The organism is Klebsiella sp. F11 (genome assembly GCF_056712265.1).
Map to the genome: position 1 here is coordinate 2,899,262 of NZ_CM160060.1, position 22,032 is coordinate 2,921,293.

19 protein-coding genes are annotated in these 22,032 nt (G+C 62.6%); 8 read left to right on the top strand and 11 right to left on the bottom strand.

Annotated features, from left to right (window positions below; all coding sequences use genetic code 11):
* Positions 1–60 precede the first annotated feature (60 nt).
* The 6 genes from AC1M2H_RS14460 (at position 61) to AC1M2H_RS14485 (ending at position 6,364) form a co-directional block, all read left to right on the top strand.
* On the top strand, positions 61–756 hold the full coding sequence (locus tag AC1M2H_RS14460) for a TenA family protein (protein WP_480147839.1): 696 nt from the start codon (positions 61–63) through the stop codon (positions 754–756).
* Positions 753–1,481: an ABC transporter ATP-binding protein gene (locus AC1M2H_RS14465; protein ID WP_426814759.1), complete on the top strand. Its 729-nt coding sequence runs from the start codon at positions 753–755 to the stop codon at positions 1,479–1,481. The genes AC1M2H_RS14460 and AC1M2H_RS14465 overlap by 4 nt, the downstream gene beginning before the upstream one ends.
* A complete protein-coding gene (locus tag AC1M2H_RS14470; protein WP_480147840.1) occupies positions 1,478–2,218 on the top strand; it encodes an ABC transporter permease in 741 nt (246 codons plus the stop codon). The genes AC1M2H_RS14465 and AC1M2H_RS14470 overlap by 4 nt, the downstream gene beginning before the upstream one ends.
* A 27-nt stretch (positions 2,219–2,245) precedes the next feature.
* Positions 2,246–3,181, top strand: a complete 936-nt coding sequence (locus tag AC1M2H_RS14475; RefSeq protein WP_480147841.1) for an ABC transporter substrate-binding protein — start codon at positions 2,246–2,248, stop codon at positions 3,179–3,181.
* A 306-nt stretch (positions 3,182–3,487) separates the two neighbouring features.
* Positions 3,488–4,873: a diaminobutyrate--2-oxoglutarate transaminase gene (locus tag AC1M2H_RS14480; protein WP_045855334.1), complete on the top strand. Its 1,386-nt coding sequence runs from the start codon at positions 3,488–3,490 to the stop codon at positions 4,871–4,873.
* Positions 4,874–4,882: 9 nt separating this feature from the next.
* A complete protein-coding gene (locus AC1M2H_RS14485) occupies positions 4,883–6,364 on the top strand; it encodes a pyridoxal phosphate-dependent decarboxylase family protein (RefSeq protein ID WP_480147842.1) in 1,482 nt (493 codons plus the stop codon).
* Between the two features lie 100 nt (positions 6,365–6,464).
* Here the strand turns inward: AC1M2H_RS14485 and AC1M2H_RS14490 are convergent, their stop codons facing one another.
* On the bottom strand, positions 6,465–6,983 hold the full coding sequence (locus tag AC1M2H_RS14490; RefSeq protein WP_480147843.1) for a DUF4865 family protein: 519 nt from the start codon (positions 6,981–6,983) through the stop codon (positions 6,465–6,467).
* Positions 6,984–7,082: 99 nt separating this feature from the next.
* Here AC1M2H_RS14490 and AC1M2H_RS14495 point away from each other — a divergent pair, with 99 nt between their 5' ends.
* Entirely contained in the window at positions 7,083–7,967 is an 885-nt protein-coding gene (locus tag AC1M2H_RS14495; RefSeq protein ID WP_480147844.1) for a LysR substrate-binding domain-containing protein, read from the top strand.
* 30 nt (positions 7,968–7,997) lie between these two features.
* Here AC1M2H_RS14495 and AC1M2H_RS14500 read toward each other — a convergent pair whose 3' ends face one another.
* A complete protein-coding gene (locus AC1M2H_RS14500) occupies positions 7,998–8,780 on the bottom strand; it encodes an SDR family NAD(P)-dependent oxidoreductase (protein ID WP_480147845.1) in 783 nt (260 codons plus the stop codon).
* A gap of 116 nt (positions 8,781–8,896) precedes the next feature.
* On the opposite strand from AC1M2H_RS14500, the gene AC1M2H_RS14505 reads away from it, so the two are divergent.
* The gene (locus tag AC1M2H_RS14505) at positions 8,897–9,451 is read left to right on the top strand and encodes a TetR/AcrR family transcriptional regulator (RefSeq protein WP_480147846.1); all 555 of its coding nucleotides are present in this window, start codon (positions 8,897–8,899) and stop codon (positions 9,449–9,451) included.
* On the opposite strand, the gene AC1M2H_RS14510 is transcribed toward AC1M2H_RS14505, so the two are convergent.
* The 9 genes from AC1M2H_RS14510 to AC1M2H_RS14550 all read right to left on the bottom strand — a co-directional run bounded on the left by AC1M2H_RS14510 (position 9,448) and on the right by AC1M2H_RS14550 (position 22,032).
* Positions 9,448–10,188, bottom strand: a complete 741-nt coding sequence (locus AC1M2H_RS14510) for a glutamine amidotransferase (RefSeq protein WP_480147847.1) — start codon at positions 10,186–10,188, stop codon at positions 9,448–9,450. The genes AC1M2H_RS14505 and AC1M2H_RS14510 overlap by 4 nt on opposite strands.
* 111 nt (positions 10,189–10,299) lie before the next feature.
* Entirely contained in the window at positions 10,300–12,225 is a 1,926-nt protein-coding gene (mrdA, locus tag AC1M2H_RS14515; RefSeq protein WP_480147848.1) for a penicillin-binding protein 2, read from the bottom strand.
* Between the two features lie 182 nt (positions 12,226–12,407).
* Positions 12,408–14,204, bottom strand: coding sequence for an allophanate hydrolase (atzF, locus tag AC1M2H_RS14520; RefSeq protein WP_480147849.1), 1,797 nt, complete (start codon positions 14,202–14,204; stop codon positions 12,408–12,410).
* Positions 14,201–17,809 (bottom strand): urea carboxylase, encoded by a 3,609-nt coding sequence (uca, locus tag AC1M2H_RS14525; protein ID WP_480147850.1) that lies wholly within the window; start codon positions 17,807–17,809, stop codon positions 14,201–14,203. The genes atzF and uca overlap by 4 nt, the downstream gene beginning before the upstream one ends.
* Positions 17,810–17,978: 169 nt before the next feature.
* Complete coding sequence (locus AC1M2H_RS14530) at positions 17,979–18,614, bottom strand: urea amidolyase associated protein UAAP2 (protein WP_133599820.1); 636 nt, start codon at positions 18,612–18,614, stop codon at positions 17,979–17,981.
* A gap of 10 nt (positions 18,615–18,624) precedes the next feature.
* Complete coding sequence (locus tag AC1M2H_RS14535; protein WP_480147851.1) at positions 18,625–19,353, bottom strand: urea amidolyase associated protein UAAP1; 729 nt, start codon at positions 19,351–19,353, stop codon at positions 18,625–18,627.
* A gap of 4 nt (positions 19,354–19,357) precedes the next feature.
* Positions 19,358–20,137 (bottom strand): ABC transporter ATP-binding protein, encoded by a 780-nt coding sequence (locus tag AC1M2H_RS14540; protein WP_480147852.1) that lies wholly within the window; start codon positions 20,135–20,137, stop codon positions 19,358–19,360.
* Positions 20,134–20,949 carry an ABC transporter permease gene (locus AC1M2H_RS14545; RefSeq protein WP_480147853.1) on the bottom strand — a complete coding sequence of 272 codons (816 nt, stop codon included), beginning with the start codon at positions 20,947–20,949 and terminating at the stop codon, positions 20,134–20,136. Before AC1M2H_RS14545 ends, AC1M2H_RS14540 begins: the two co-directional genes overlap by 4 nt.
* A 24-nt stretch (positions 20,950–20,973) precedes the next feature.
* The gene (locus AC1M2H_RS14550) at positions 20,974–22,032 is read right to left on the bottom strand and encodes a putative urea ABC transporter substrate-binding protein (protein ID WP_480147854.1); all 1,059 of its coding nucleotides are present in this window, start codon (positions 22,030–22,032) and stop codon (positions 20,974–20,976) included.

The following is a 22,032-nucleotide window of genomic DNA, read 5'->3' on the forward strand; positions in this document are numbered from 1 at the left end:
TTCCGCCATTGCCTGTTCATACTTCTGCACGCCCGGATCTCCCCTTAATCAGGAGGTCCTGTGATTCTTCCCGCATTTACTCAAGGCATCTACGGTCGTCTGCGCCAGCAGGCGGGAGGCGACTGGCAGCACTACGTCGCCCATCCGTTTTTACACCAGCTGGCTGACGCCACCCTGCCCGAACGCGCATTCCGCCGCTACCTGACGCAGGATTATCTGTTTTTGATCCACTTTGCCCGCAGTTATGCCCTGCTGGTCAGCAAGCTGCGCACCCTGCCGGAGATGCGCGCCGCGGCGGCCTCGATGAACGCCATCCTCAGCGAGCTGCCGCTGCACGTCGGCTACTGCGCCGGCTGGGGGCTGGATGAAGCGACCATGGCCGCCGAGCCGGAGGCGGCGGAGACGGTCAACTACACGCGCTACGTGCTGGATATCGGCCACTCCGGCGACGCCCTGGATCTGCTGGCCGCGCTGATGCCCTGCGTGGCCGGCTACGCGGAAATTGGCCTCGGCCTGCTGCACAATCCGCAGACCCGCCTGAACGATAGCCCCTACGCCTCGTGGATCCGCAACTATGGCGACGAAGGCTACCTCAACGGCGTCAACGCGGCGATCGCCCTGCTGGAAACCCTCTGGCAGCAGCGCGGCGGCGAGTCGAGATTCGCTGAGCTCAGCGCCATCTTCACCACCGCCACGCGCCTGGAGGCCAACTTCTGGCAGATGGGGCTGAATGCGGTCACGGAGGCGTCGGCGTGACGCCCCCGGCCATCCACGTCCGGGAGCTGGGTTTGCGCTTCGGCTCGCGGGTCATTTTTGCGGATTTATCGTTCGATATCCCCGGCGGGCAGTGGGTCTCCCTGCTGGGCGCCAGCGGCGCGGGAAAAACCAGCCTGCTGCGCATCATCGCCGGCCTCGCGGCGCCGACCTCCGGCCAGGTGTACGCCAGCGACGGGCTGCCCGTGGCGAAACGGCTGGCGTGGATGGGGCAGAAGGACCTGCTCTACCCGTGGCTGAGCGTGCGCGATAACGTCGCCCTTGGCGCGCGCCTGCGTGGGGAGCGCGTTGACCGTTCGCGCGTGACAACCCTGCTGCGTCAGGTCGGGCTGGAGCAGTGCGCCGACGATCGCCCGGCGGCGCTCTCCGGCGGCATGCGCCAGCGCGCGGCGCTGGCCCGCACGCTGTATGAAGACCGCCCCGTGGTCTTAATGGATGAGCCCTTCTCCGCCCTCGACACCATCACCCGCACGCGCATTCAAACCCTGGCGGCGGAGCTGCTGGCCGATCGCACCGTGGTGCTGATTACCCACGATCCGATGGAAGCCTGTCGGCTGAGCCACCGCCTGCTGGTGCTCGCTCCGTCGGCGGGCGGGATCGACGATTCGCACCATCTGAGCGGCCTGCCGCCGCGGGCGGCGAACGATCCCGCGCTGCTTGCCAGCCAGGCGGAGCTGCTGCAGCAGCTTATGAGGGCCGACGGATGAAGGGCAAACTCCTGCGCGGCGCGGTGGTGTTTGGCGGCCTGCTGCTGGCCTGGTGGCTGGTGACCCGCAGCGGGATCCCCGCCTTTCTGCTGCCTTTGCCCGCGGCGGTCGCCGACGCCCTGTGGCTCAACCGCGCGTATCTCGGCTGGCATACCCTGGTAACGCTGAGCGAAATTGTCAGCGGGCTGCTGCTCGGGGTCCTGCTCGGCGTGGTGCTGGCGCTATGCATGATTATCTCGCCGCGGCTGCAGCGCTGGCTGATGCCGCTGGTGCTGACCAGCCAGGCCATCCCGGTGTTCGCTCTCGCCCCTCTGCTGGTGCTGTGGTTTGGCTTCGGAATGAGCGCCAAGGTGATGATGGCGGTGCTGGTGATCTTCTTCCCCGTCACCTCCGCGTTCTTTGACGGCCTGCGGCGGGTCAATCACGACTATCTCGATCTGGCCCGCACGATGGGCGCCTCCTTCGGCGCGCAGCTGCGCCACGTGCGGCTGATGGCCGCGCTGCCGGCGCTGGGATCCGGCCTGCGGATGGCCGCCGCCGTCGCGCCGATTGGCGCCATCATCGGCGAATGGGTGGGCTCAGCCGAAGGGCTCGGCTACGTCATGCTCAACGCCAACGCCCGGCTGCAGACCGACATCTGCTTTGCGGCGCTGTTTATTTTAGTGCTGCTGACCGTCCTGCTGTGGCTGGCGGTCGACGCTTTCTTGCACCGGCTGATCGACTGGACGCCGGAATAATGACCTGTACGGATAATAAGGAAGACCATGAATAAACGTATCTTTGCCGGGATGGCCCTTAGCGCGGCTATCAGCGGGCACGCCCTGGCCAACGAGAAGCTCACCCTGGTGCTGGACTGGTATATCAACCCGGATCACGCGCCGATTATGGTGGCGGAGCAGATTGGCGCCTTTAAGGAACAGGGCCTCGACGTCAAAATCATTCCGCCATCCGACCCGGCGCTGCCGCCGCGGCTGGTGGCCGCTCGCCAGGCCGATCTGGCCATCACCTACCAGCCGCAGGTGCATTTTTTCGCCGATGAGGGGTTGCCGCTGGTGCGCGTCGGGACGCTGATTAACTCGCCGCTCAACACCATTATTGCGCTGGATAAAAGCATCAAAACGCCGGCCGACCTGAAGGGGAAAAAGGTGGGCTACTCGGTGAGCGGCATCGAGCAGGCGACGCTGGCAACCATGGCGCAGTCGGCGCATATCGACCCGCAAAGTATCAAGCTGATCAACGTTAACTTCCAGCTGACCAGCGCCCTGCTTGCCGGCCAGGTCGACGCGGTTATCGGCGGCTACCGCAATATTGAGGCGCTGGAGCTGAAGCTGCAGGGCAAAGAGCCGCAGGTGATGAACGTGGAGGATTACGGCGTGCCGGCCTACGACGAGCTGGTAATTGTCGCCAATCGGGATGAAGCGCACGCGGCGAAGATCAAAAAATTCCTCGTTGCCCTGCAAAAAGGGGGGGCCTGGCTGCGAGCCCACCCGCAGGAGACCTGGCAGGCTTTCGCTGCCGCTCATCCGGAGCTGAACACCGAGCTCAACAAGCAGGCGTGGCTGCAAACCACGCCGCTGTTCGCCAGCGACCCGGCGGCGCTGGATAAGGCGCGCTACGAAGCCTACGAACAGTTTTTGTTTAACAACAAGTTGGTTAAAAAAATCACACCTTTATCGCAGTACGCTATCGAACTGCATTGAGTAACCTTACTGCCGGCGGAACTATTTCCGCCGGCAGCGTCAGCGAAGCGGTAATAAAACGGGGCCTAATCGCACACTAATAATTACACTTTTTGTGCTTTCGTGACCGTTAAAATAATAGATATGAATCAATCGATTAGCATTGAATTTAACAATGTAAAAATAACGTAAAAATAGCGCAATAAATAAAACGTTGAATGCGGATTTAAAAAGCCATATATTGTGCGCGCTTTATGAATGGCGATTCATTTTCTAAAACCAATTATTCAACCAGTGTTCAACCGCAACGCTGGTTGTGGGAGTGATATGATGACGGATAAAGTCCGTATTGATACTTTAAGTGCAGATTTATTGGACGCAAACAACGAAACCTTTTTGGCCCGTCAGGCCGAATTCGAATCGAACGTCAGAAGTTACCCGCGCAAGCTGCCGCTCGCGATTACCAAAGCGGAAGGCGTATGGCTGACCGACGCGGATAACAAACAGTACCTCGACTGCCTTGCCGGCGCGGGAACTCTGGCGCTTGGCCATAACCATCCTGACGTGCTGCAGAGCATCCAAAGTGTCATTACCAGCGGCTTGCCGTTACATACCCTCGATCTGACAACTCCGTTAAAAGATCGCTTCTCCGAATACCTGCTCTCCTTATTACCGGGCGAAGGTAAAGAGTACTGCCTGCAGTTCACCGGCCCGTCCGGCGCCGACGCCGTTGAAGCGGCACTGAAGCTGGCGAAAAAATACACCGGCCGCTCTTCGGTGATCAGCTTCTCCGGCGGCTACCACGGGATGACCCACGGCGCGCTGTCGGTAACCGGCAACCTGTCGCCGAAAGAAGCGGTTAACGGCATGATGCCGGAAGTCCAGTTTATGCCGTACCCGCATCAGTACCGCTGCCCGCTGGGTATTGGTGGCGAAGCCGGCGTGAAGGCGCTGACCTACTACTTCGAAAACCTGATCAACGACGTTGAAAGCGGCGTGCGTAAGCCTGCGGCGGTGATCCTTGAAGCCGTTCAGGGCGAAGGCGGCGTGAACCCGGCGCCGGTCGAGTGGCTGCAGCGCATCCGTAAAGTGACCCAGGAACACGGCATTCTGCTGATTATCGATGAAGTCCAGGCCGGCTTCGCGCGTACCGGCAAGCTGTTCGCCTTTGAACACGCCGGCATTGAGCCGGACATCATCGTGATGTCCAAAGCCGTAGGCGGCGGTCTGCCGCTGGCCGTTCTCGGTATCAAGAAGCAGTTTGACGCCTGGGAACCTGGCCACCATACCGGCACCTTCCGCGGCAACCAGCTGGCGATGGCTACCGGCCTGACCACCCTGCGTCACCTGAAAGAGAACGACATCGCCGGTAAAGTCGCGGCCCAGGGCGAGTGGCTGAAAGGCAAGCTGGCCGACATGCAGAAACGCTACCCGGTCATCGGCCACGTTCGCGGTCTCGGTCTGATGATCGGCATCGAAATCGTGAAGCCGAACGAAGCTCAGGACCATATGGGCTGCTACCCGGCCGACGGCGCGTTGTCTGCCCTGCTGCAGAAAAAATGCTTCGAAGCGGGCCTGATCCTTGAGCGCGGCGGCCGTAACGGCTGCGTCCTGCGCCTGCTGCCGTCTCTGCTGATCAGCGATGCGGAACTGGAAATTTTCTTCGATAAATTTGAACAGGCCCTGCTGGCCGCCGGCGTAAAACCGGTCTGAGTGGAGTAAGTGACCGCCATGTCCCAATTGAATCCGATCCTTGCCGGTTCGCCGCAGAGCATTGAGGCGTACCAGCAGGTTATCGCTCAGACCAGCCAGGCCGTCGCCCAGTGGCTGCAGCAGCCTGAGATGTATCAAGGCAAAAGCGTCGCCGAGCTGCGCGAGCGCATTACCCTTGAGTTCACCGAACAGGGTCTGGGCAACCAGGCGGCGATTGAGCGTGCGATCGAGTACTTCCTGAAAGACAGCCTGTCGGTGCATCACCCGCAGTGCGTGGCGCATCTCCACTGCCCGAGCCTGGTGGTAAGCCAGGCGGCGGAAGTGCTGATTAACGCCACCAACCAGAGTATGGACTCCTGGGACCAGAGCCCGTCGGCGACCATCATTGAGATGAAGCTGATCGAATGGCTGCGCGCCCGGGTCGGCTACCGGGCAGGCGACGCCGGCGTTTTCACCAGCGGCGGCACCCAGAGTAACCTGATGGGCCTGATGCTGGCGCGCGATGCTTTCTTCGCCCGCCAGGGGCACTCGATTCAGCAGGATGGTCTGCCGGGCGATATCCGCAAGTACAAAGTGTTCTGTTCTGAAAACGCCCACTTCTCGGTACAGAAGAACATGGCGCTGATGGGCCTCGGCTACCGTTCGGTCACCCTGGTCAAAACCGACCGCTTTGCGCGCATGGACGTCGAAGACCTGAAGGCGAAAATTGCCGAAGCGCAGGCTAACGGCGAGCAGATCATGGCGATCGTGGCAACTGCGGGCACCACCGACGCGGGGGCTATCGACCCGCTGCGGGCGATTGCCGGCATTGCGGCAGAGCATCAGATCTGGCTGCACGTCGATGCGGCCTGGGGCGGCGCGCTGCTGCTTTCCGAGCGCTACCGCGATTACCTGGACGGCATTGAGTGCGTGGACTCCATCACCCTGGACTTCCACAAACAGTTCTTCCAGACCATCAGCTGCGGCGCGTTCCTGCTAAAAGATGCGCGCCACTACGAGCTGATGCGCTATCAGGCGGCCTATCTGAACTCCGAGTTCGATGAAGAAAACGGCGTACCGAACCTGGTCTCCAAATCGCTGCAGACTACCCGCCGCTTCGACGCGCTGAAGCTGTGGATGGGCCTGGAAGCGCTGGGACAGAAGCAGTACGCGGAGATCATCGATCACGGCGTGACGATGGCAAAAAATGTCGCTGAATACGTCGCAAGCCAGCCGACGCTGGAGCTGGTGATGGAGCCGCAGCTGGCGAGCGTGCTGTTCCGTTCGCGCCCGCAGCAGACGGCGGGCAGCGACGATGCGGCTATCGCCCTGCTCAACCAGCGCATCGGCGACGCGCTGCTGGAATACGGTCGCGCCAACGTCGGCGTAACCGAGCACAACGGCGTGACCTGCCTGAAGCTGACGCTGCTTAACCCGATCGTCACCCTCGATGACGTCAAGGTGCTGTTGAATCTGGTTGAACGCACCGCCCAGGAAGTGCTGGCAAAGTAAGCTGAGCTCCCGGACTGCGGCGCCTGCGCCCGATCCGGGATAGCGGCCCTTGCCGCCCCGCCTCCTCCCGAAAGCCGATAGCTCACCCTATCGGCTTTTTTTACGCCTCTCCCCGCGCAACGTAGCCGATGCGATAGCTCTCTCCGCTCCCCGACGGCGCATCGCCAAAGCTGACCTCCAGCAGCTGCCAGCGGCTCGGATCCCACGCGCAGAGCGCCCCCTGCAGGTCGAGGTTCGCCAGATCGCTGAACGGGGCGACGGCGCGCTTTTCGACGTTCAGCCAGGAGTTATTCAGCACCTCCGCGACCTCCGGGACCTCCGGGACCCGCAGAGTCAGCCAGCTTTCAATGCGCGGCCAGCCAAAATCCTCGCTCAGGCGGGCAAAACCGGGACTCTGCAGAAAGCTCGCCATCGCCCCGGCGTTTTGCCAGACGTACAGCGGCGCGTAGCTGTTCTCCGCGCCCGGCGCAGCGCGGTCATCGCGGCGGGAGTAGAGATAGGTTTTAAATAGCAGGCCGGGAAAGCCGTCCAGCTTCGCACCGCCGTGGCGAATGCGGCGCTCAATAATCGCCATGTCGTAGTCGGCGGGTAGCGTAAAACGATATTGCATCACGATCATGGTCGCTCCGAAGGGTCATGTTGACGTTGAGGCCAGTGTGATGCCACAGTACCTTCCTGAAAATCGAATAATTCAGGAGCCATCATCCTGAATAAGAGGATGATTATGGAAAAGCTCACTCCAGCGCTGGATCTCGATGCGCTACGCACCTTTGTCACCGGGATCGAATGCGGCAGCTTTGCCCGCGCGGCGGTACGCCTTGCGCGCTCAACCTCCGCGGTCAGCGCTCAGCTTAAGAAGCTGGAGATGCAGTGCGGCGCCGGGCTGGTGGTTAAGCAGGGCCGTCACCTGGCGCTCACCGCCGAGGGCGAAAAGCTGATGGGCTATGCCCGGCGCATGCTGGAGCTCAACGATGAGACCCTGCGCGCCCTCAAAGGCGAACGGCTTACCGGTGAGGTTCGCATTGGGATGCAGGAGGATTTTGGCGAATCCCTGATGCCGGGGATCCTCGGCCAGTTTAAGCGTCATCACCCGCAGCTGCGGATCGTCGCCAGAGTGGACCGCAATCTCCCGCTGCGTCAGGCGCTGGCTGAACGCGCGCTGGATATGGCGTTGCTCTGGCAAACCGACGATAGCGGCCCAACGTTGGGCCAGTGTCAGCTGGAGTGGATTTGTCATCCGGACCTCGACGTCGCCGCCCTGCTGGCCGCCGGAGAGCCGCTGCCGCTGGTGATGTTTGAAAGCCCGTGCCTGATGCGCTCCAGGGCTATCGCCGCGCTCGATGCGGCCGCCATTGCGTGGCAGGTGATGTTTGTGAGCCATAGCCTGAGCGGCGTCTGGGCGGCGGTGCAGGCCGGGCTCGGGCTGACGGTCAGAACCCGTATCGGCATGCCGGCGAACCTGCAGACCGCAGGCGCGATGCTGCCATCCCCCGGCGCCCTGGCCATCGCCCTGGAAGAGGCTCCGCTTCAGTCACAGAACGCCGCCTGCGCGAAGCTCGGACAGCTGATGGCCGAGGCGCTGAGCGGGCTGACGATTAAGTGACAATGTCACTAACGTTCTTCATCAAAGACGTTAAGCGCGATAGCGCGGTGCCGGTTCCGACTGCGCGAAGCCGGGCAGCATCGCCTGGCGCGCCGCATTCATGGCGTTCCATTGCGCTTCGTCATGCAGCGGCGGAATGGTGACCCGCTCCCGGCGATCGAAACCAACCAGCGCCGCGTCCACCAGCTTATCCACCTCCATCAGGCCGGGAATGGCATCCACGTCTTTGCCGCTATTGCGCCAAATCTCGGTGCGGGTCGCCGCCGGCAGCACCGCCTGGATGTAGACCCCTTTCGCGGCCAGCTCCACGTCGAGCGACTGCGAAAGAAACAGCACGAAGGCTTTGGTTGCGCCATACACCGTCAGACCCATTTCCGGAGCCAGTCCGACAACCGAGGCAATGTTGACAATAGCCCCTTCGCCCTCGGCCGCCAGCCGGGGAGCGATAGCATGAGCCAGGCGGGTCACCGCCGTTACGTTGAGGGCAATCAGCCGGGAGATCTCTTCCCCGTTCTGGTTGATAAAATCGCCGGGAATGGCGGTACCGGCATTGTTAATCAGCACGCCGATGCGCGTATCTTCCCGCAGGCGCTGCTCGACGGCGGCAACGTCGTTATCGTTAGTCAGATCGGCGGTTAAAATGTCGACCTGCACCCCCGCCTCGCTACGCAGACGCTGGGCCAGCGCGGTAAGGCGCTCGGTATTTCGCGCAACGAGAACCAGATCGTGGCCGCGTTGGGCAAAGCGTTCGGCGTAGACTGCGCCAATCCCGGTCGATGCGCCGGTTACCAGTACCGCTGATTTGCTGCTCATTTTTGCTCTCCAGAATTTATACATGATGGTCGTCATGAATACTGTCACAGGCTGGGTATGATGTAAATATTGTTATATGATGGTCATCATAAATAATTTCAGCGCGGGATGACGCCATGAGAGTGAGCAGAAAGCAGGTCGAAGAGAATAAGCAGACAATCCTTGCCGCTGCGGGCCGTCTGTTTCGTGAACGGGGTTTTGATGCGGTAACGGTCACCGAGATTATGCAATCGGCGGGCCTCACCCACGGCGGATTTTACGGCTACTTTAAATCGAAGGATGAGCTGATCGCCCGGACCCTGGCGGAGCTGCAGACCGCGAGCGGCGCCGTTGAAAACGGCAGCGCGCCGCAAATCGAACGCTACCTCTCCCCCGAACACCGGGATAATTGTGCCGGCGGCTGCCCGCTGGCGGCCCTGGCGGCGGACACTATCCGCCAACCGGAGCCGGCGCGGAGTGAAATGAGCGCCGGGCTCAGGCAGCAGATAGCCAACCTCAGCCGGACCATTCCCGGGGAGGATGAAGCGGCGAGGCGCCGCGCGGCAGTTGGCGCCTGGTCGGCGATGGTCGGGGCGGTAATTCTGGCGCGAATGACCAGCGACTCGGCGCTATCGGACGAAATTCTTCGCGAAACCGCGGCCTGGCTACAGGAGAAAGCGCCGCAGGGTTAAGCCGCCCCGGGGTGCGGGGTCAGATAGTTCGCGACAAAGCGGGTCAAAATCGCCGAGGCTACGGGGCTCTCCTCCACCGCGCGGCTTAGCGTATCCGGATCTATGCCCTCGGCGCGCAGCACCGCCTGGCGGTAGTAGATCAGCGAGCGGGCAATCTCCGGGGTGATTTCAGGATGGAACTGGGTCGACAGCGCGTGGGGGCCATAGCGGACAATCTGATGCGGATCGTGCTCGGATGAGGCCAGCACCACCGCCCCCTGCGGCAGCCTGGTCACCGTTTGCAGGTGCGTCAGATGGGCGCTAAAGGGCGCGGGATGGTCGGCAACCAGGCTATCGCGAAGGCCGACGGCCGAGAGCGAAATGGTTTTGCTGCCGGTTTCACGCCCTGCCGGATGGTAATCCACCTCGCCGCCCAGCGCGTGGGCCATCAGCTGATGGCCGTAGCAGACGCCAAACAGCGGCATCTCGATGGCCATCGCGGCGCGGATCCACTCTGCGGTCAGCTCGCTCCACGCCAGGCGATCCGTCACCATATCCCAGGAACCGGTGATCACCGCCACCGTATCGTTATCCGGCGCCGGCAGCGCCTCGCCGGCAAATACGCGCACCGCTTTCATCTGCGCACGCCACGGCGCCAGCAGATCGGCGAACCAGCGCGGCAGGTCGCCATGATCGGCGACAATCTCCTGCGGCGGCGTGCCGGTCTGCACGATCAGCAGCCTGTTTCTCAATGCCATCACCCTATTCCCCAATGCATATTCAGACTCCCACTATGGAGAAAGCCGGCGCTTTCGGCAAATAACCAATATCTATGAGCCGCGCCATGCGGGAATAAACGTGGCAAATGGCTACTGCGCGTCGGCGCTATCGACCTGCGGGACGTTAGCCTCTGCGCCGCCCTCTGCCGCCGCCGGCGCGTTGGCCGGATCGAAGATATGGTCGAGAATCGCGCGCGCCGTAGGTCCTGCCACCACTCCGTCGCCGCCGCCGTTCTCCAGGATCAGCGCCATCGCCACCCGCGGATGCTGATACGGGGCAAACAGGGTATAGAAAATATGGTCGCGCAGCCTGACCGGGATCATTTTCGCATTGTAGGTCTGGTTTTCCTTCAGGCTGAAGACCTGCGAGGTCCCGGACTTCGCGGCAATCTGATACGGCGCGGTGTGGAACAGCTTGTAGCCGGTGCCGTTTGGCTGGTTGGCCATACCGTACATCCCGTTACGCACAATCCCCCAGTACGACGATTTCGGATCGCCCACCTGCGCCGCGTTTTGCGGCGGCTGATAGAGCTCAACCTTATTGCCGCGCTTCATGGAGTAAAGCAGGTGCGGATTCTTCACCTTGCCGTTGTTGATCAGCGTCGTCAGCGCTTTCACCATCTGAATCGGGGTGGCGATCCAGTAGCCCTGGCCGATGCCGACCGAGATGGTATCCCCTTGATACCACGGCTTCTTATGAACCCGCTGCTTCCATTCGCGGCTCGGCAACACCCCGGAATACTCTTCGTTGAGGTCGATGCCCGTCGGCTGGCCGTAGCCAAACTTGCTCAGCCAGCTGTGAATCCGGTCGATGCCCATCTCAAACGCCACCTGGTAGAAGAAGGTATCCGCCGACTCTTCAATGGCCTTAGTGACGTTGAGCATGCCGTGGCCGGTTTTCAGCCAGTCGCGGTAGCGGCGCTGGGTCCCCGGCAGCGTCCAGGTCGGCGCGCCGAAGAAGGTGGTGGTCGGCGTAATCACCCCGGCCGAGAGCGCCGACAGCGCCATATAGGGTTTAACCGTTGACGCCGGCGGGTACAGCCCCTGGGTGACGCGGTTGATCAGCGGCCGGTCGGCGTTATCGAGCAGCGAGCGGTAGGCCTGATAGCCGATGCCTTTCACAAAGGGATTGGGATCGTAGCTCGGGCTGGAAACCATCGCCAGCACCCCGCCGTCGCGCGGATCGACCGCCACCACCGCCGCGCGCTGCCCCTTGAGCACCGATTCAATATACTGCTGCAGGTGCAGATCGAGCGTCAGATAGATATTTTTGCCGGCGACCGGCGGCACCTCTTTCAGCAGCCGCACCACCCGCCCGTGGTTGTCCACCTCCACCTCCTGGTAGCCGGTGGTTCCGTGCAGCTCCCGTTCGTAATAGCCTTCAATCCCCTGCTTGCCGATATTGTGGTCGGCGGCGTAGTTCTCCGCTTCGCCATTTTTGGCCAGCCGCTGCAGGTCGCTATCGTTAATTTTCGAGACGTAGCCGACAACGTGCGCCAGCTCGGCGCCGTAAGGGTAATCGCGCTGCTGGTAGCTCTCCACGGTGACGCCGGGGAAATGGAATTCGTTCACCGCAAAGCGCGCCACTTCGACATCGCTCAGAGCGGATTTCAACGTCACTTCTTTGTAGCGGCTGTTGTGCAGCATATCGTCGCGGAAGCCGGCGATATCATCGGGAGTCAGATCAACGATCGGCGTCAGCTGCTGCAGCAGCGCCTTCATATCGGCGATTTTGCTGGGGATCACCTGCAGGCGATAGAGGGTGATGTTCTGTACCAGCGGGATACCGTTGCGGTCGAATATCAGCCCGCGGCTCGGCGCGATGGGCAGCATTTTGATATCGTTCTGATTCGAGCGCGTCTGATAGAAATCGTGCTGTTTAACCTGCAGCCGATAGAGGTTAACGATCAGAATGCTAAAGCAGGTCACCACCAGGATAAAAGCCACCACGGCCCGGCGAATAAACAGCATCTTTTCCGCTGAGTGATCGCGAATTTCATCTCTCAATAGAGTCATTGGCGGTAATTCACCTGAGTTTCAATAAGAAGCCAAAAATTAAAAGCGGGGAAGGATAGCCCTATCGACGCGGTAGCCCTACAGAAAGGTTGCTAATGAATTGGCAGAAATGTTTCAGCATGTGAGCAGCGCCAGCCCGGAGCGGACTGACGCTATTTTTTCAGGATATGTGACACCGTCACCTAACGCGCCAGCCAGGCCCGCCATCCGCCGTAGGCCGTAATATCGGTCGCGCCCTGCAGGCCGTACGCCTCGCAGATAAAGCCGCTGAGCCAGCGCCCGTCCGCCAGCTCCACCTTGCCTAACCCCAGCGGCGCCGGAATCGCGGCCAGCAGCGATCCCAGCTCGGCGGAGGGCAGCTCCCACACCTCCACCGCAATGGCCGCCCCGCCGTTTTCATCCCGTACCATCCCCGGACGTTTGCCATCGGCCAGCGCGTACAGCCGATAGCTGGCCGCGCTCTCCGTCGCCGCCAGCAGGCGTCCGCCCCGGGCCCGCAGCTGCCCGTTCAGCGCCAGCCCGTCGAGATGCGCGCCGCACACCACCAGCGCCTGGCGATCGTGGCTGGCTACGGCCGCGGGCGGCTCAGGCGCTACCTGCGCCCCGCCGGCCAGCGGCAGCGGCTGCGCCCGCTGGAAGGCATCGGCCAGTCCGAGAAGATACTGGTCGGTAAACGCCCGGCCAAATAGCGTAACGCCGGAAGGCACGCCGTTCGGCAAGAATCCTGCCGGCACGCTGACGGCCGCATAATCGAGTAAATTCATAAAGTTGGTGTAGTAACCGAGGTCGGCGTTGCGCTTCACCGGCTCCGCTTCCAGCTCGGCAAGCGTGACCGGGCGCGGATAGGTCGGCGTCAGGACGCAATCCACTCCATCGAGCAGCGCGTCGCACTGCGCTTTATAGGCCTGCAGCTGATACATGGCCTTAAACGCGGCGACCGCGTCAGTTTGCGGCGCCTTCGCCAGCACGTTGCGAATCACCGGCAGAACCGCCTCCGGCTGCCGTTCAATCAGCGGCCCCGCCACCGCGTAGCGTTCCGCCACCCAAGGGCCGTCGTACAGCAGGCTGGCGGCGGCGAGAAACGGCGTCATATCGAGGCTCACCGCCACGCCGCCGAGGGCCAGCAGCCGCGCTTTGGCCTGTAAAAACAGCGCCTCACTCTGCGCGCAGCCGAGGAAATTAAGCGTCTGCGGAACGCCGAAACGAAATCCCGGCGCCGGCGCGCCGAAGGCCTGCTCCGCGTTCCACTGCGGATTGCGTCGGCTGTAGGCATCGCGCGGATCGACGGCGGCGGTCAGCGCCAGCAGCCGGCTGGACTCGGCGGCGGTGGCGGTAAAAAAGGTCACGCAATCGAGCGTCCGGCAGGCCGGCACCACCCCGGCGGTCGAAATCAGCCCTTTGCTGGCCTTCAGCCCCACCAGGTTATTTAACGATGCCGGAACCCGTCCGCTGCCGGCGGTATCCGTACCGAGCGCAAAGCAGGCGACGCCGAGCGCCACCGCCAGCGCCGAACCGGCGCTCGAGCCGCCCGCCGGATACTCCGGGTGCACGGCGTTACGACAGCGTCCGTACGGCGATCGCGTGCCGTTGAGGCCGGTAGCAAACTGATCGAGGTTGGTTTTACCCACCGGAACCGCGCCCAGCGCAATCAGCCGGGCCACAATCGTCGCGTCCCGTTCAGCGCTATAGGCGAACGCCGGACAGGCGGCGGTAGTGACGATCCCGGCGAGATCGATATTATCCTTAATCGCAAACGGCACGCCGTACAGCGGCAGGCTCTCCGGCGCCACGCCGTCCAGCACTGCCAGCCAGGGCTCCTGCTCCTCTGCCGTCAGGATATGAATAAACAGCTGATACTCTGGATTCAGCGCGCTGGCCCGCTGGCGCAGTTCCGCCATCAACGTCCGGGGCGTCAGCTGGCCGTTGCGGTAGCCTGTCGCCAGGGTGCTCAGGCGTAAATCAAAATTGTGCTGATTCATACGTTTTCCTCAATAATGACCGCTACCCGCTGCCCGGCGCGAACCGAGGCGCCAGGCTGAACGCTAACCTCGGCGATCACCCCGTCGCAGGGTGCCAGCAGCGGGATCTCCATTTTCATCGACTCCAGCACCAGCAGAACGTCTCCGGCGCGCACCCGGCTGCCCGGCGCGGTTTGCACCTGCCACAGGTTGCCGGAAATTGGGCTTTCTACCCCCTGCTGCCCGCTAAGCAGCGGCGCGTCTTCGCCCTCTTCAGCCGCCGTCTCCTGGCTTTCGAAATGCGCCTGGCCGCTGGCTATCCAGCGATCGCGCTCCTCATTAAACGCCCGCTGCTGGTGCTGGCGGAAAGCGTCAATGCTCGTGGCCTCGCGGGCAAGGAACTGCTGATACTCCGCCAGCCGCAGGGTGCTGTGCTCAATGCGCAGCGGATAGCGGCCAAGCGGAAAATCACGGCGGATCTGCAGCAGCTCTTCGGCAGAGACCGGATAGAAACGCAGCTGGTCGAAGAAGCGCAGCAGCCACGGCTTGCCGGCAAAATCGGCCACCTCGTGATAGCGATTCCACATTTGCAGCGTACGGCCGACAAACTGATAGCCGCCGGGGCCTTCCATGCCGTACACGCACAGGTAGGCGCCGCCAATCCCGACCGAGTTCTCCGCAGTCCAGGTGCGCGCCGGGTTGTATTTGGTGGTCACCAGCCGGTGCCGCGGGTCGAGCGGCGTGGCCACCGGCGCGCCAAGATAGACATCCCCCAGCCCCATCACCAGGTAGCTGGCGTCAAACACCGTGTCCCATACCGCCCGCTCGTCAGGCAGATCGTTAATCCGCCGGATGAATTCAAGATTGCTGGGGCACCAGGGCGCGTCGCGGCGCACGGTGGTCATATATTTATCGATCGCCTTGCGGCAGGCCGGATCGTCCCACGACAGCGGCAGGTGCACCACCCGCGTGGGAACCTCAAGGTCATCGCTGACGCACACCGTCGCCCATTCCGCGCGCACCCATGCCAGCAGCGCCTCGAGGGTCAGGGTTTCCGGCTGAAAGTGAACCTGTAAGGAGCGGATCCCCGGCGTCAGGTCAATCACACCAACCCGGGCCTGGCCCTCCAGCGCCTGCATCAGCGCGTGGATACGAAAGCGCAGCACCAGATCCAGCTCCGCCTCTCCGGCCTCCAGCAGCAGATGGGTATCGCCGGAGAGCCGCGCCACCAGGCGCTTATCGGCTTCCCCGCAGGACATCACCACCGGCGACGCCAGCGGCGCAGGCTGCCAGGCGATAGTCGCGGGCTCAAGGGTTGCCAGCTCCTCGCGGCGCCCCTGCGCCAGGCGACGGGCGGTGGCGAGATCGACCGCCACAAAGCGCACTTTATCTCCGGCTTTCAGCTGGCCGAGCTGCCACAGGTCGGCCTCAATCACCGTGACCGGGCAGACAAATCCGCCGAGGCTCGGGCCGTCCGGGCCGAGGATCACCGGCATATCGCCGGTAAAGTCGACCGCGCCGATAGCATAGGGATTATCGTGAATATTCGACGGATGCAGCCCCGCCTCTCCGCCGCTGTCGCGTGCCCACAGCGGCTGCGGGCCAATCAGCCGCACGCCGGTACGGCTGGAGTTGAAATGCACTTCCCAGTCGGTGGCAAAAAAGGTGGCGATATACTCTGCGGCAAAGAATTCCGGCGCGCCGTGGGGGCCATAGATGACCCGTAGCGTACGCACCGCGTCCAGCGAGGTCTGCAGGGCGACGGGCAGCGCGGCGCCGGCGTTGTCCGCCGCGCTGCAGGAGGCCAGATGCAGAACGTCGCCGCCGCGCAGCGCGCGTCCGGCGTGGCCGCCAAACTGTCCAAGGGTAAAGGTGCTTTTGCTGCCTAAATAGTCCGGCACCTGAATACCGCCGCGCAGGCAAAGATAGCTGCGCACGCCCGCGCCGCTGACCGGTCCTATTTTCAGCGTCGCGCCGGCGGGAATGGTGAAGACGCGGTTCATCGGCTGAGCCACGCCGTCGAGGGTTACCGCCACCGCTGCACCGCATATCGCGGCCTGGGCAAGGCAGTTAAACTTCAGCGTCGGCCCGCTGAGGGTGATTTCCAGCGCCGCCTCGCCCTCCGGGTTCCCAAGCAGCCGGTTACCCAGGCGCAGCGCCCGGTCGTCCATCGGCCCCGAAGGCGGTACCCCCACCGCCCAGTATCCGAGGCGCCCCGGATAGTCCTGTACGCTGGTCTGGGTCCCGGCGCTCAGGACTTCGACGGTTGCCGCCTGATAATCCAGCTGCTCAAGGCAGCGGGTCCAGGGTTCGCCGTCGGCGAAGGGGGAGAAAGCCAGTATTTGCTGCAGATAGAGACGATTGGTTTCCACGCCGTACAGCCGGGTTGCCGCCAGGGCTTCGCCGAGGTGGGCAATGGCCCGATCGCGATCTGGCTGCCAGGCGATGGTTTTTGCCAGCATCGGGTCGAAGAACGGCGGCACGTCACAGCCGGCCTCCACCCAGCGGTCAATCCGCAGGTTTACCCCATCCGCCGGCGGGAAGATCGCTTCGCTGAGCAGCCCCGGCGACGGCTGGAATTGACGGCCGGGATCTTCGGCGTAGATCCGCGCCTGAATCGCGTGGCCGCGCGGCTGCAGCTCCGCCATCAGCCTGGAGAGCGGCGGTAAATCCCCCGCCGCCAGGGAGATCATCCAGCGCACCAGATCGACGCCCCACACCTGCTCGGTTACCCCGTGCTCAACCTGCAGGCGGGTATTAACCTCAAGAAAATAGAAGCGCTGCGCCAGGCTGTCGTAAACAAACTCCACCGTTCCGGCGCTGCGGTAGCTGACCGCTTTGCCCAGGGCGATCGCCGCCTCGCACAGCGCCTGCGCCACCCCCTCAGGCAGATTGGGGGCCGGCGTCTCTTCGATAACCTTCTGGTTACGCCGCTGAATCGAACAGTCGCGCACGCCGAGGGCGATAACCTCCCCCTGCCCGTCGCCAAAGATCTGCACTTCGAGGTGACGGGCACGGGAAATATATTTTTCGACGAACACGCCGGCATCGCTAAAGTTGTTCTGCCCGAGGCGGCGGACGGTCTCAAAGGCCTCCGCCAGCTCGTCGGCATCGTGACACACCCGCATGCCGATCCCGCCGCCGCCGGCGGTGCTTTTCAGCATCACCGGATAGCCAATCTCCTGCGCGGCGCGACACGCCTCGGCGCTATCGGCCAGCAGCCCGGTGCCTTCCAGCAGCGGCAGCCCCTGCGCTTTAGCCAGCGCCCTGGCGGTATGTTTAAGGCCAAAGGTCCGCAGCTGCTGCGGCGTCGGGCCGATGAATACCAGCCCGGCGGCTTCGCAGGCTTCGGCGAAGGCGGCGTTTTCCGATAAGAAGCCGTAGCCGGGGTGAATCGCCTCGGCGCCGCTTTGCCGCGCGGCGGCGATGATTTTCTCCACCACCAGATAGGTTTGCGCCGCCGGGCCGTCGCCGAGGCTTATCGCTTCATCGGCCTCGCGAATATGCAGGCTGCTGAGATCGGCATCGGAATAGACGGCAACGCCTTTAACCCGCATAGCGCGCAGGGTGCGCAGAATTCGGCAGGCGATGGCGCCGCGGTTGGCAATAAGTAGGGTATTGAACATAAACGGGACTCACATCAGGGCGGGTCGTCCCGCGGCAAAATAGCGTTCTTCCCCGGGGTCGTCCCCGGGGCGCGTCGGCGTTACGATTTACGCGACGGCGTACCGTTCAGGCGATCGGCGCGTACGGCAAACAAGCGATAGACCATCAGCCGCCAGCGCTGCCAGCGGGTCAGTTCCATACCAGCACCTCTGCCGGGGTAGGATTCCAGCCGTTGCAGGGGTTATTCAGCTGCGGGCAGTTGGAGATCAGCACCATCGCATTGCACTCCGCGCGCAGTTCGACATATTTCCCGGCGGCAGAAATGCCGTCTTCAAAGGTCAGCCCGCCTTCTTCCGTCACCGGCACGTTCATAAAGAAGTTGATATTGGCGCCGATATCGCGCTTGTGCAGGCGGCCGTCGTGCAGGCAGGCGCAGAGGAAATTATCCCGGCAGCTGTGCATATAGCGCTTATCCGCGGCGTAGCGCACGGTGTTGCTCTCCTGGGCACAGGCGCCGCCGAGGGTATCGTGGCGGCCGCAGGTATCGGCAACGATGGTCAGCAGCGGCCGGCCGAGATTGGAGAACAGCACGCTGCCGGTCGTCAGATAGGCATTCCCCTGGCGACGCAGCGTGCGCTGCGGATCGTAGCGCTCGCGCGGGTTATCGGCGTTATAGAACAGGGTATCGATCGCCTGATTGCCTTCAAGATCGAGCAGCCGCAGGGTTTGCCCTTTCTTCACTTCGAACAGCCAGGGTTCGCCCGCCGGGATCACGTGACGATAAACGGCGTCAGCCGGGTTGCGGGGACTGGTAACAAGGCTCATGGTCGGCTCCTCAGAGGGCAAAAAGTTGGGTATTGGCAAACGCGCGCTGGTTTTCATCGCGGGTCAGTAACGAGGCGACCGCCGCCGCTTCATCATCGGCCTGGTACCAGCTGAGCTGGACCGGACGCGGCGCATATTCCGCGGCGGGGTCCTGCGGATGCGGCAGCGCGGTGAGGACAATCAGCACGTCCATCGGCGCGAACAGCTCGACGTAGCTGCCCGGAACGGAGTGCCCGGCGCAGAAATGGAAGCTGCCGTCGGCGGTTACGGTGACCTTGCTGAAGAAGTTGACCACCATCAGCAGATCCTCCAGGCCCAGATCCCATTTGCCCATTTCAACCAGCAGGTTATCGACGCCGTTGCGGTAGTAGCCGTTGCGCAGCTCCTGGTAGCGCCCCGCGCCGTACTTTTCTAAGGTCTCTTCGGCGTTGAGAACCCCGCCGAACGGATCGTGCCAGCCGCAGCTATCGGCGACGATCCCGGCCAGCACGCGGCCCATATCGGAGTAGAAACAGTGCCCGGCCGTCAGGCGCGCGGTATGCTGACCTTTCAGCGTATCCGGCAGGTTCAGGCGTTCGCTCTTTTCATGGGGATTGAGCATCATCATGCTGACGTTGGCGTCGCCGTCGATATCGGTCAGGCGCAGAATTTGCCCGCGGCGCAGAATAAACGAGGTATGGCCGCCGCCCGGGACGAACTCTTCGCGCAGGCTCGGTAACGAATGAAAAAGTGGTTTCATCTGACTATCTCCTTAATGCATAAACGTTGTTATCGCTGCCGGTGCCGAGCATCTGCGACATGCGGGCTTCGTTAAGCGGTATGTCGTAGGTCACGCGCGCGCCGTAGGCGTTGGGCGCCTGCGGGTCGTGGCGCACCTTGTCGAAGACCAGCAGCCGGGTCCCAAGATTGAAGCCTTCGGCCAAATCGTGGGTGACCATAAAGACCGTCATCCGCGTTTCGCTCCACAGCTGCAAAAGCAGCCCGTGCATATCCTTGCGGATGCCCGGGTCGAGGGCGCCAAACGGCTCATCAAGCAGCAGGATGCGCGGCTGCATCACGAAGGCCTGGGCGATAGCCAGCCGCTGCTGCATCCCGCCGGAGAGCTGCGCCGGGTACTTATCGAGCGCGTGGGAGAGGCCGACTTTCTCCAGCATCTGCGCCGCCCGTTCGCGGGCGAGCCGCCGGCGGGCGCCAAAAAGACGGCCAAGCAGCGGCGAGGCCGGCAGCTCAAGGCCCACCGCGACGTTATCCAGCACGTTGAGATGCGGGAATACCGAATAGCGCTGGAACACCACGCCGCGGCTGCGATCCGGCTCGGCGGCCAGCGGCTGACCGTCAAGGGTAATTGCGCCGCGGGTCGGCTTCTCCTGGCCCAGCAGCAGGCGCAAAAAGGTCGATTTTCCGCAGCCGGAGGCCCCGACCATTGAACAGAACTCCCCCTCTCTGACCTCGAGATTGATGCGTTCCAGCACCACGTGGTCGCCGTACTCCTGCCAGATATTTTTAATGGCAATAAAGCTCATGCCCGGCCTCCTTCCGCCCACGGGAAGCAGGCTTTGTGCAGCTGCCGCAGGGCCAGATCCATCAGCCAGGCCAGCAGGGTTATCCAGATCACATAGGGGATGATGACGTCCATCGCCATGTAGCGGCGGACAAGGAAAATGCGGTATCCGAGACCGGCGGTGGCGGAAATGGCCTCCGCCGATATCAGAAATAGCCACGCCGACCCCAGCAGCAGGCGCAGGGAGACGATTAGGCGCGACAGCAGCTGCGGCAGCACCACCCGCAGCACCAGCGTCCAGCTGTTGGCGCCGAGGGTCTGCGCTTTAATAAACAGCTCCGCCGGAATTTCCCGCGCCCGCTGCTCCAGATCGCGCGCCAGCATTGGCGTCACCCCGATAACGATCAGCATCACCTTGGAGAGCTCATCGAGGCCAAAGACGATAAACAGCACCGGCAGGATCGCCAGCGGCGGGATCATCGAAATCACGGTCATCAGCGGCGACAGCGCGGCGCGGTAGAGCGGAAAAACGCCGGCGGCGATACCGATGCCCAGACCAACCAGCGAGGAGAGCGCCAGCCCGGTCAGCAGGCGGCCGAGGCTGATCAGGGTGTCGGCCCACAGCAGGTATTCGCCGCTGCGTTTGTCCGGCGTGAACGCCATCCGCTCAATAGCCGCGGCCATTTGCGACAGTCCGGGCAGCAGCTTGTCCTGCGGATTGGCCTCCAGCCGCAGCGCAGAGCCGATAAACCAGGCGGCGATCATCAGCACAAAGGGCATCAGCATCAGCGTCAGCCGCAGGCCCTGCCGGGGATGGCGGTTAATTTGTCGCATGGCGTTGACTCCCGTCAGCAATCATTACAGCTGGCCCGCGGTGGCCATCTTCAGGTAGCTATCGTCGAAGCGCAGCCTGACGTTCCCCGCGTCACCGACGGCGAGGCCACCCGGGAAGCGCATGCCGATAAAGTCAGCGCTCTGGGCGCCCTCGCCCAATAGCCCTTTATCGAAGGAGAACTGCGCCACGCGCTGCATGGTCTTTGCCAGATCGGGGCTGGAGATGAACCTCAGCGCATCGGCAGCGGTCCAGAACAGATGGGTGGTTTTCAGCTGCCCCTGATAGCCAGCGAGGTCGGTGCCGGAATCCGCCGCCATCGCACTCAGCGCCGTCTTATCTCCGGCCTGCATTTTGGCCATCATTTCAAACCACGCGCCGGTCAGCGCCTTGCCGAGCGCCGGGTTGTCTTTCAGGGTTTGGGTATTGACCACCATCATGTCGATGATCTCGCCAGGTACCTGTGATGAGCTAAAAACTTCGCTGGTTTGCGGGGTCTTTTTGATAACCGACAGCTGCGGGTTCCACGCCACGGCGGCGCGCACGCTGCTGGTGCCGAAGGCGGAGACAATATCGGCGTCAGAGGTATTGACCACTTTGACATCTCGCTCCTGCAGCCCCGCCTTTTCCAGTCCGCGAACCAGCAGATAGTGGGAAACGGACAGCTCCGGGAGGTAAACCTGCATCCCTTTCAGGTCGCTCAGCTTTTTGTCCGCGCCCTTCAGCACCACGCCGTCGTTGCCGTCAGAGTAGCTGCCGGTAATCAACGCGGTGGTATCCACCCCGCCGGCGGCAGGAATGGTCAGGGCATCCATATTGGTCATGGTGCAGCCGTCGAACTGGCCGGCGGTATACTGGTTAATCGATTCGATGTAGTCGTTGAGCTGCACGATATTGATCTTGATACCGTACTTACCGGCCCATTTATCGATGATTTTTTCGTTGCTGATGGTGCCCCAGGGCATCCAGCCGGCATAAATCGTCCAGCAGATGTTGAGCTCTTTTTTCACCGCGGCAAAAGAGGGGAAACTGGCCAACAGCGCCAGTGACAGAACGATAGAACGGAGTAGTGGCGATCGCTTCAT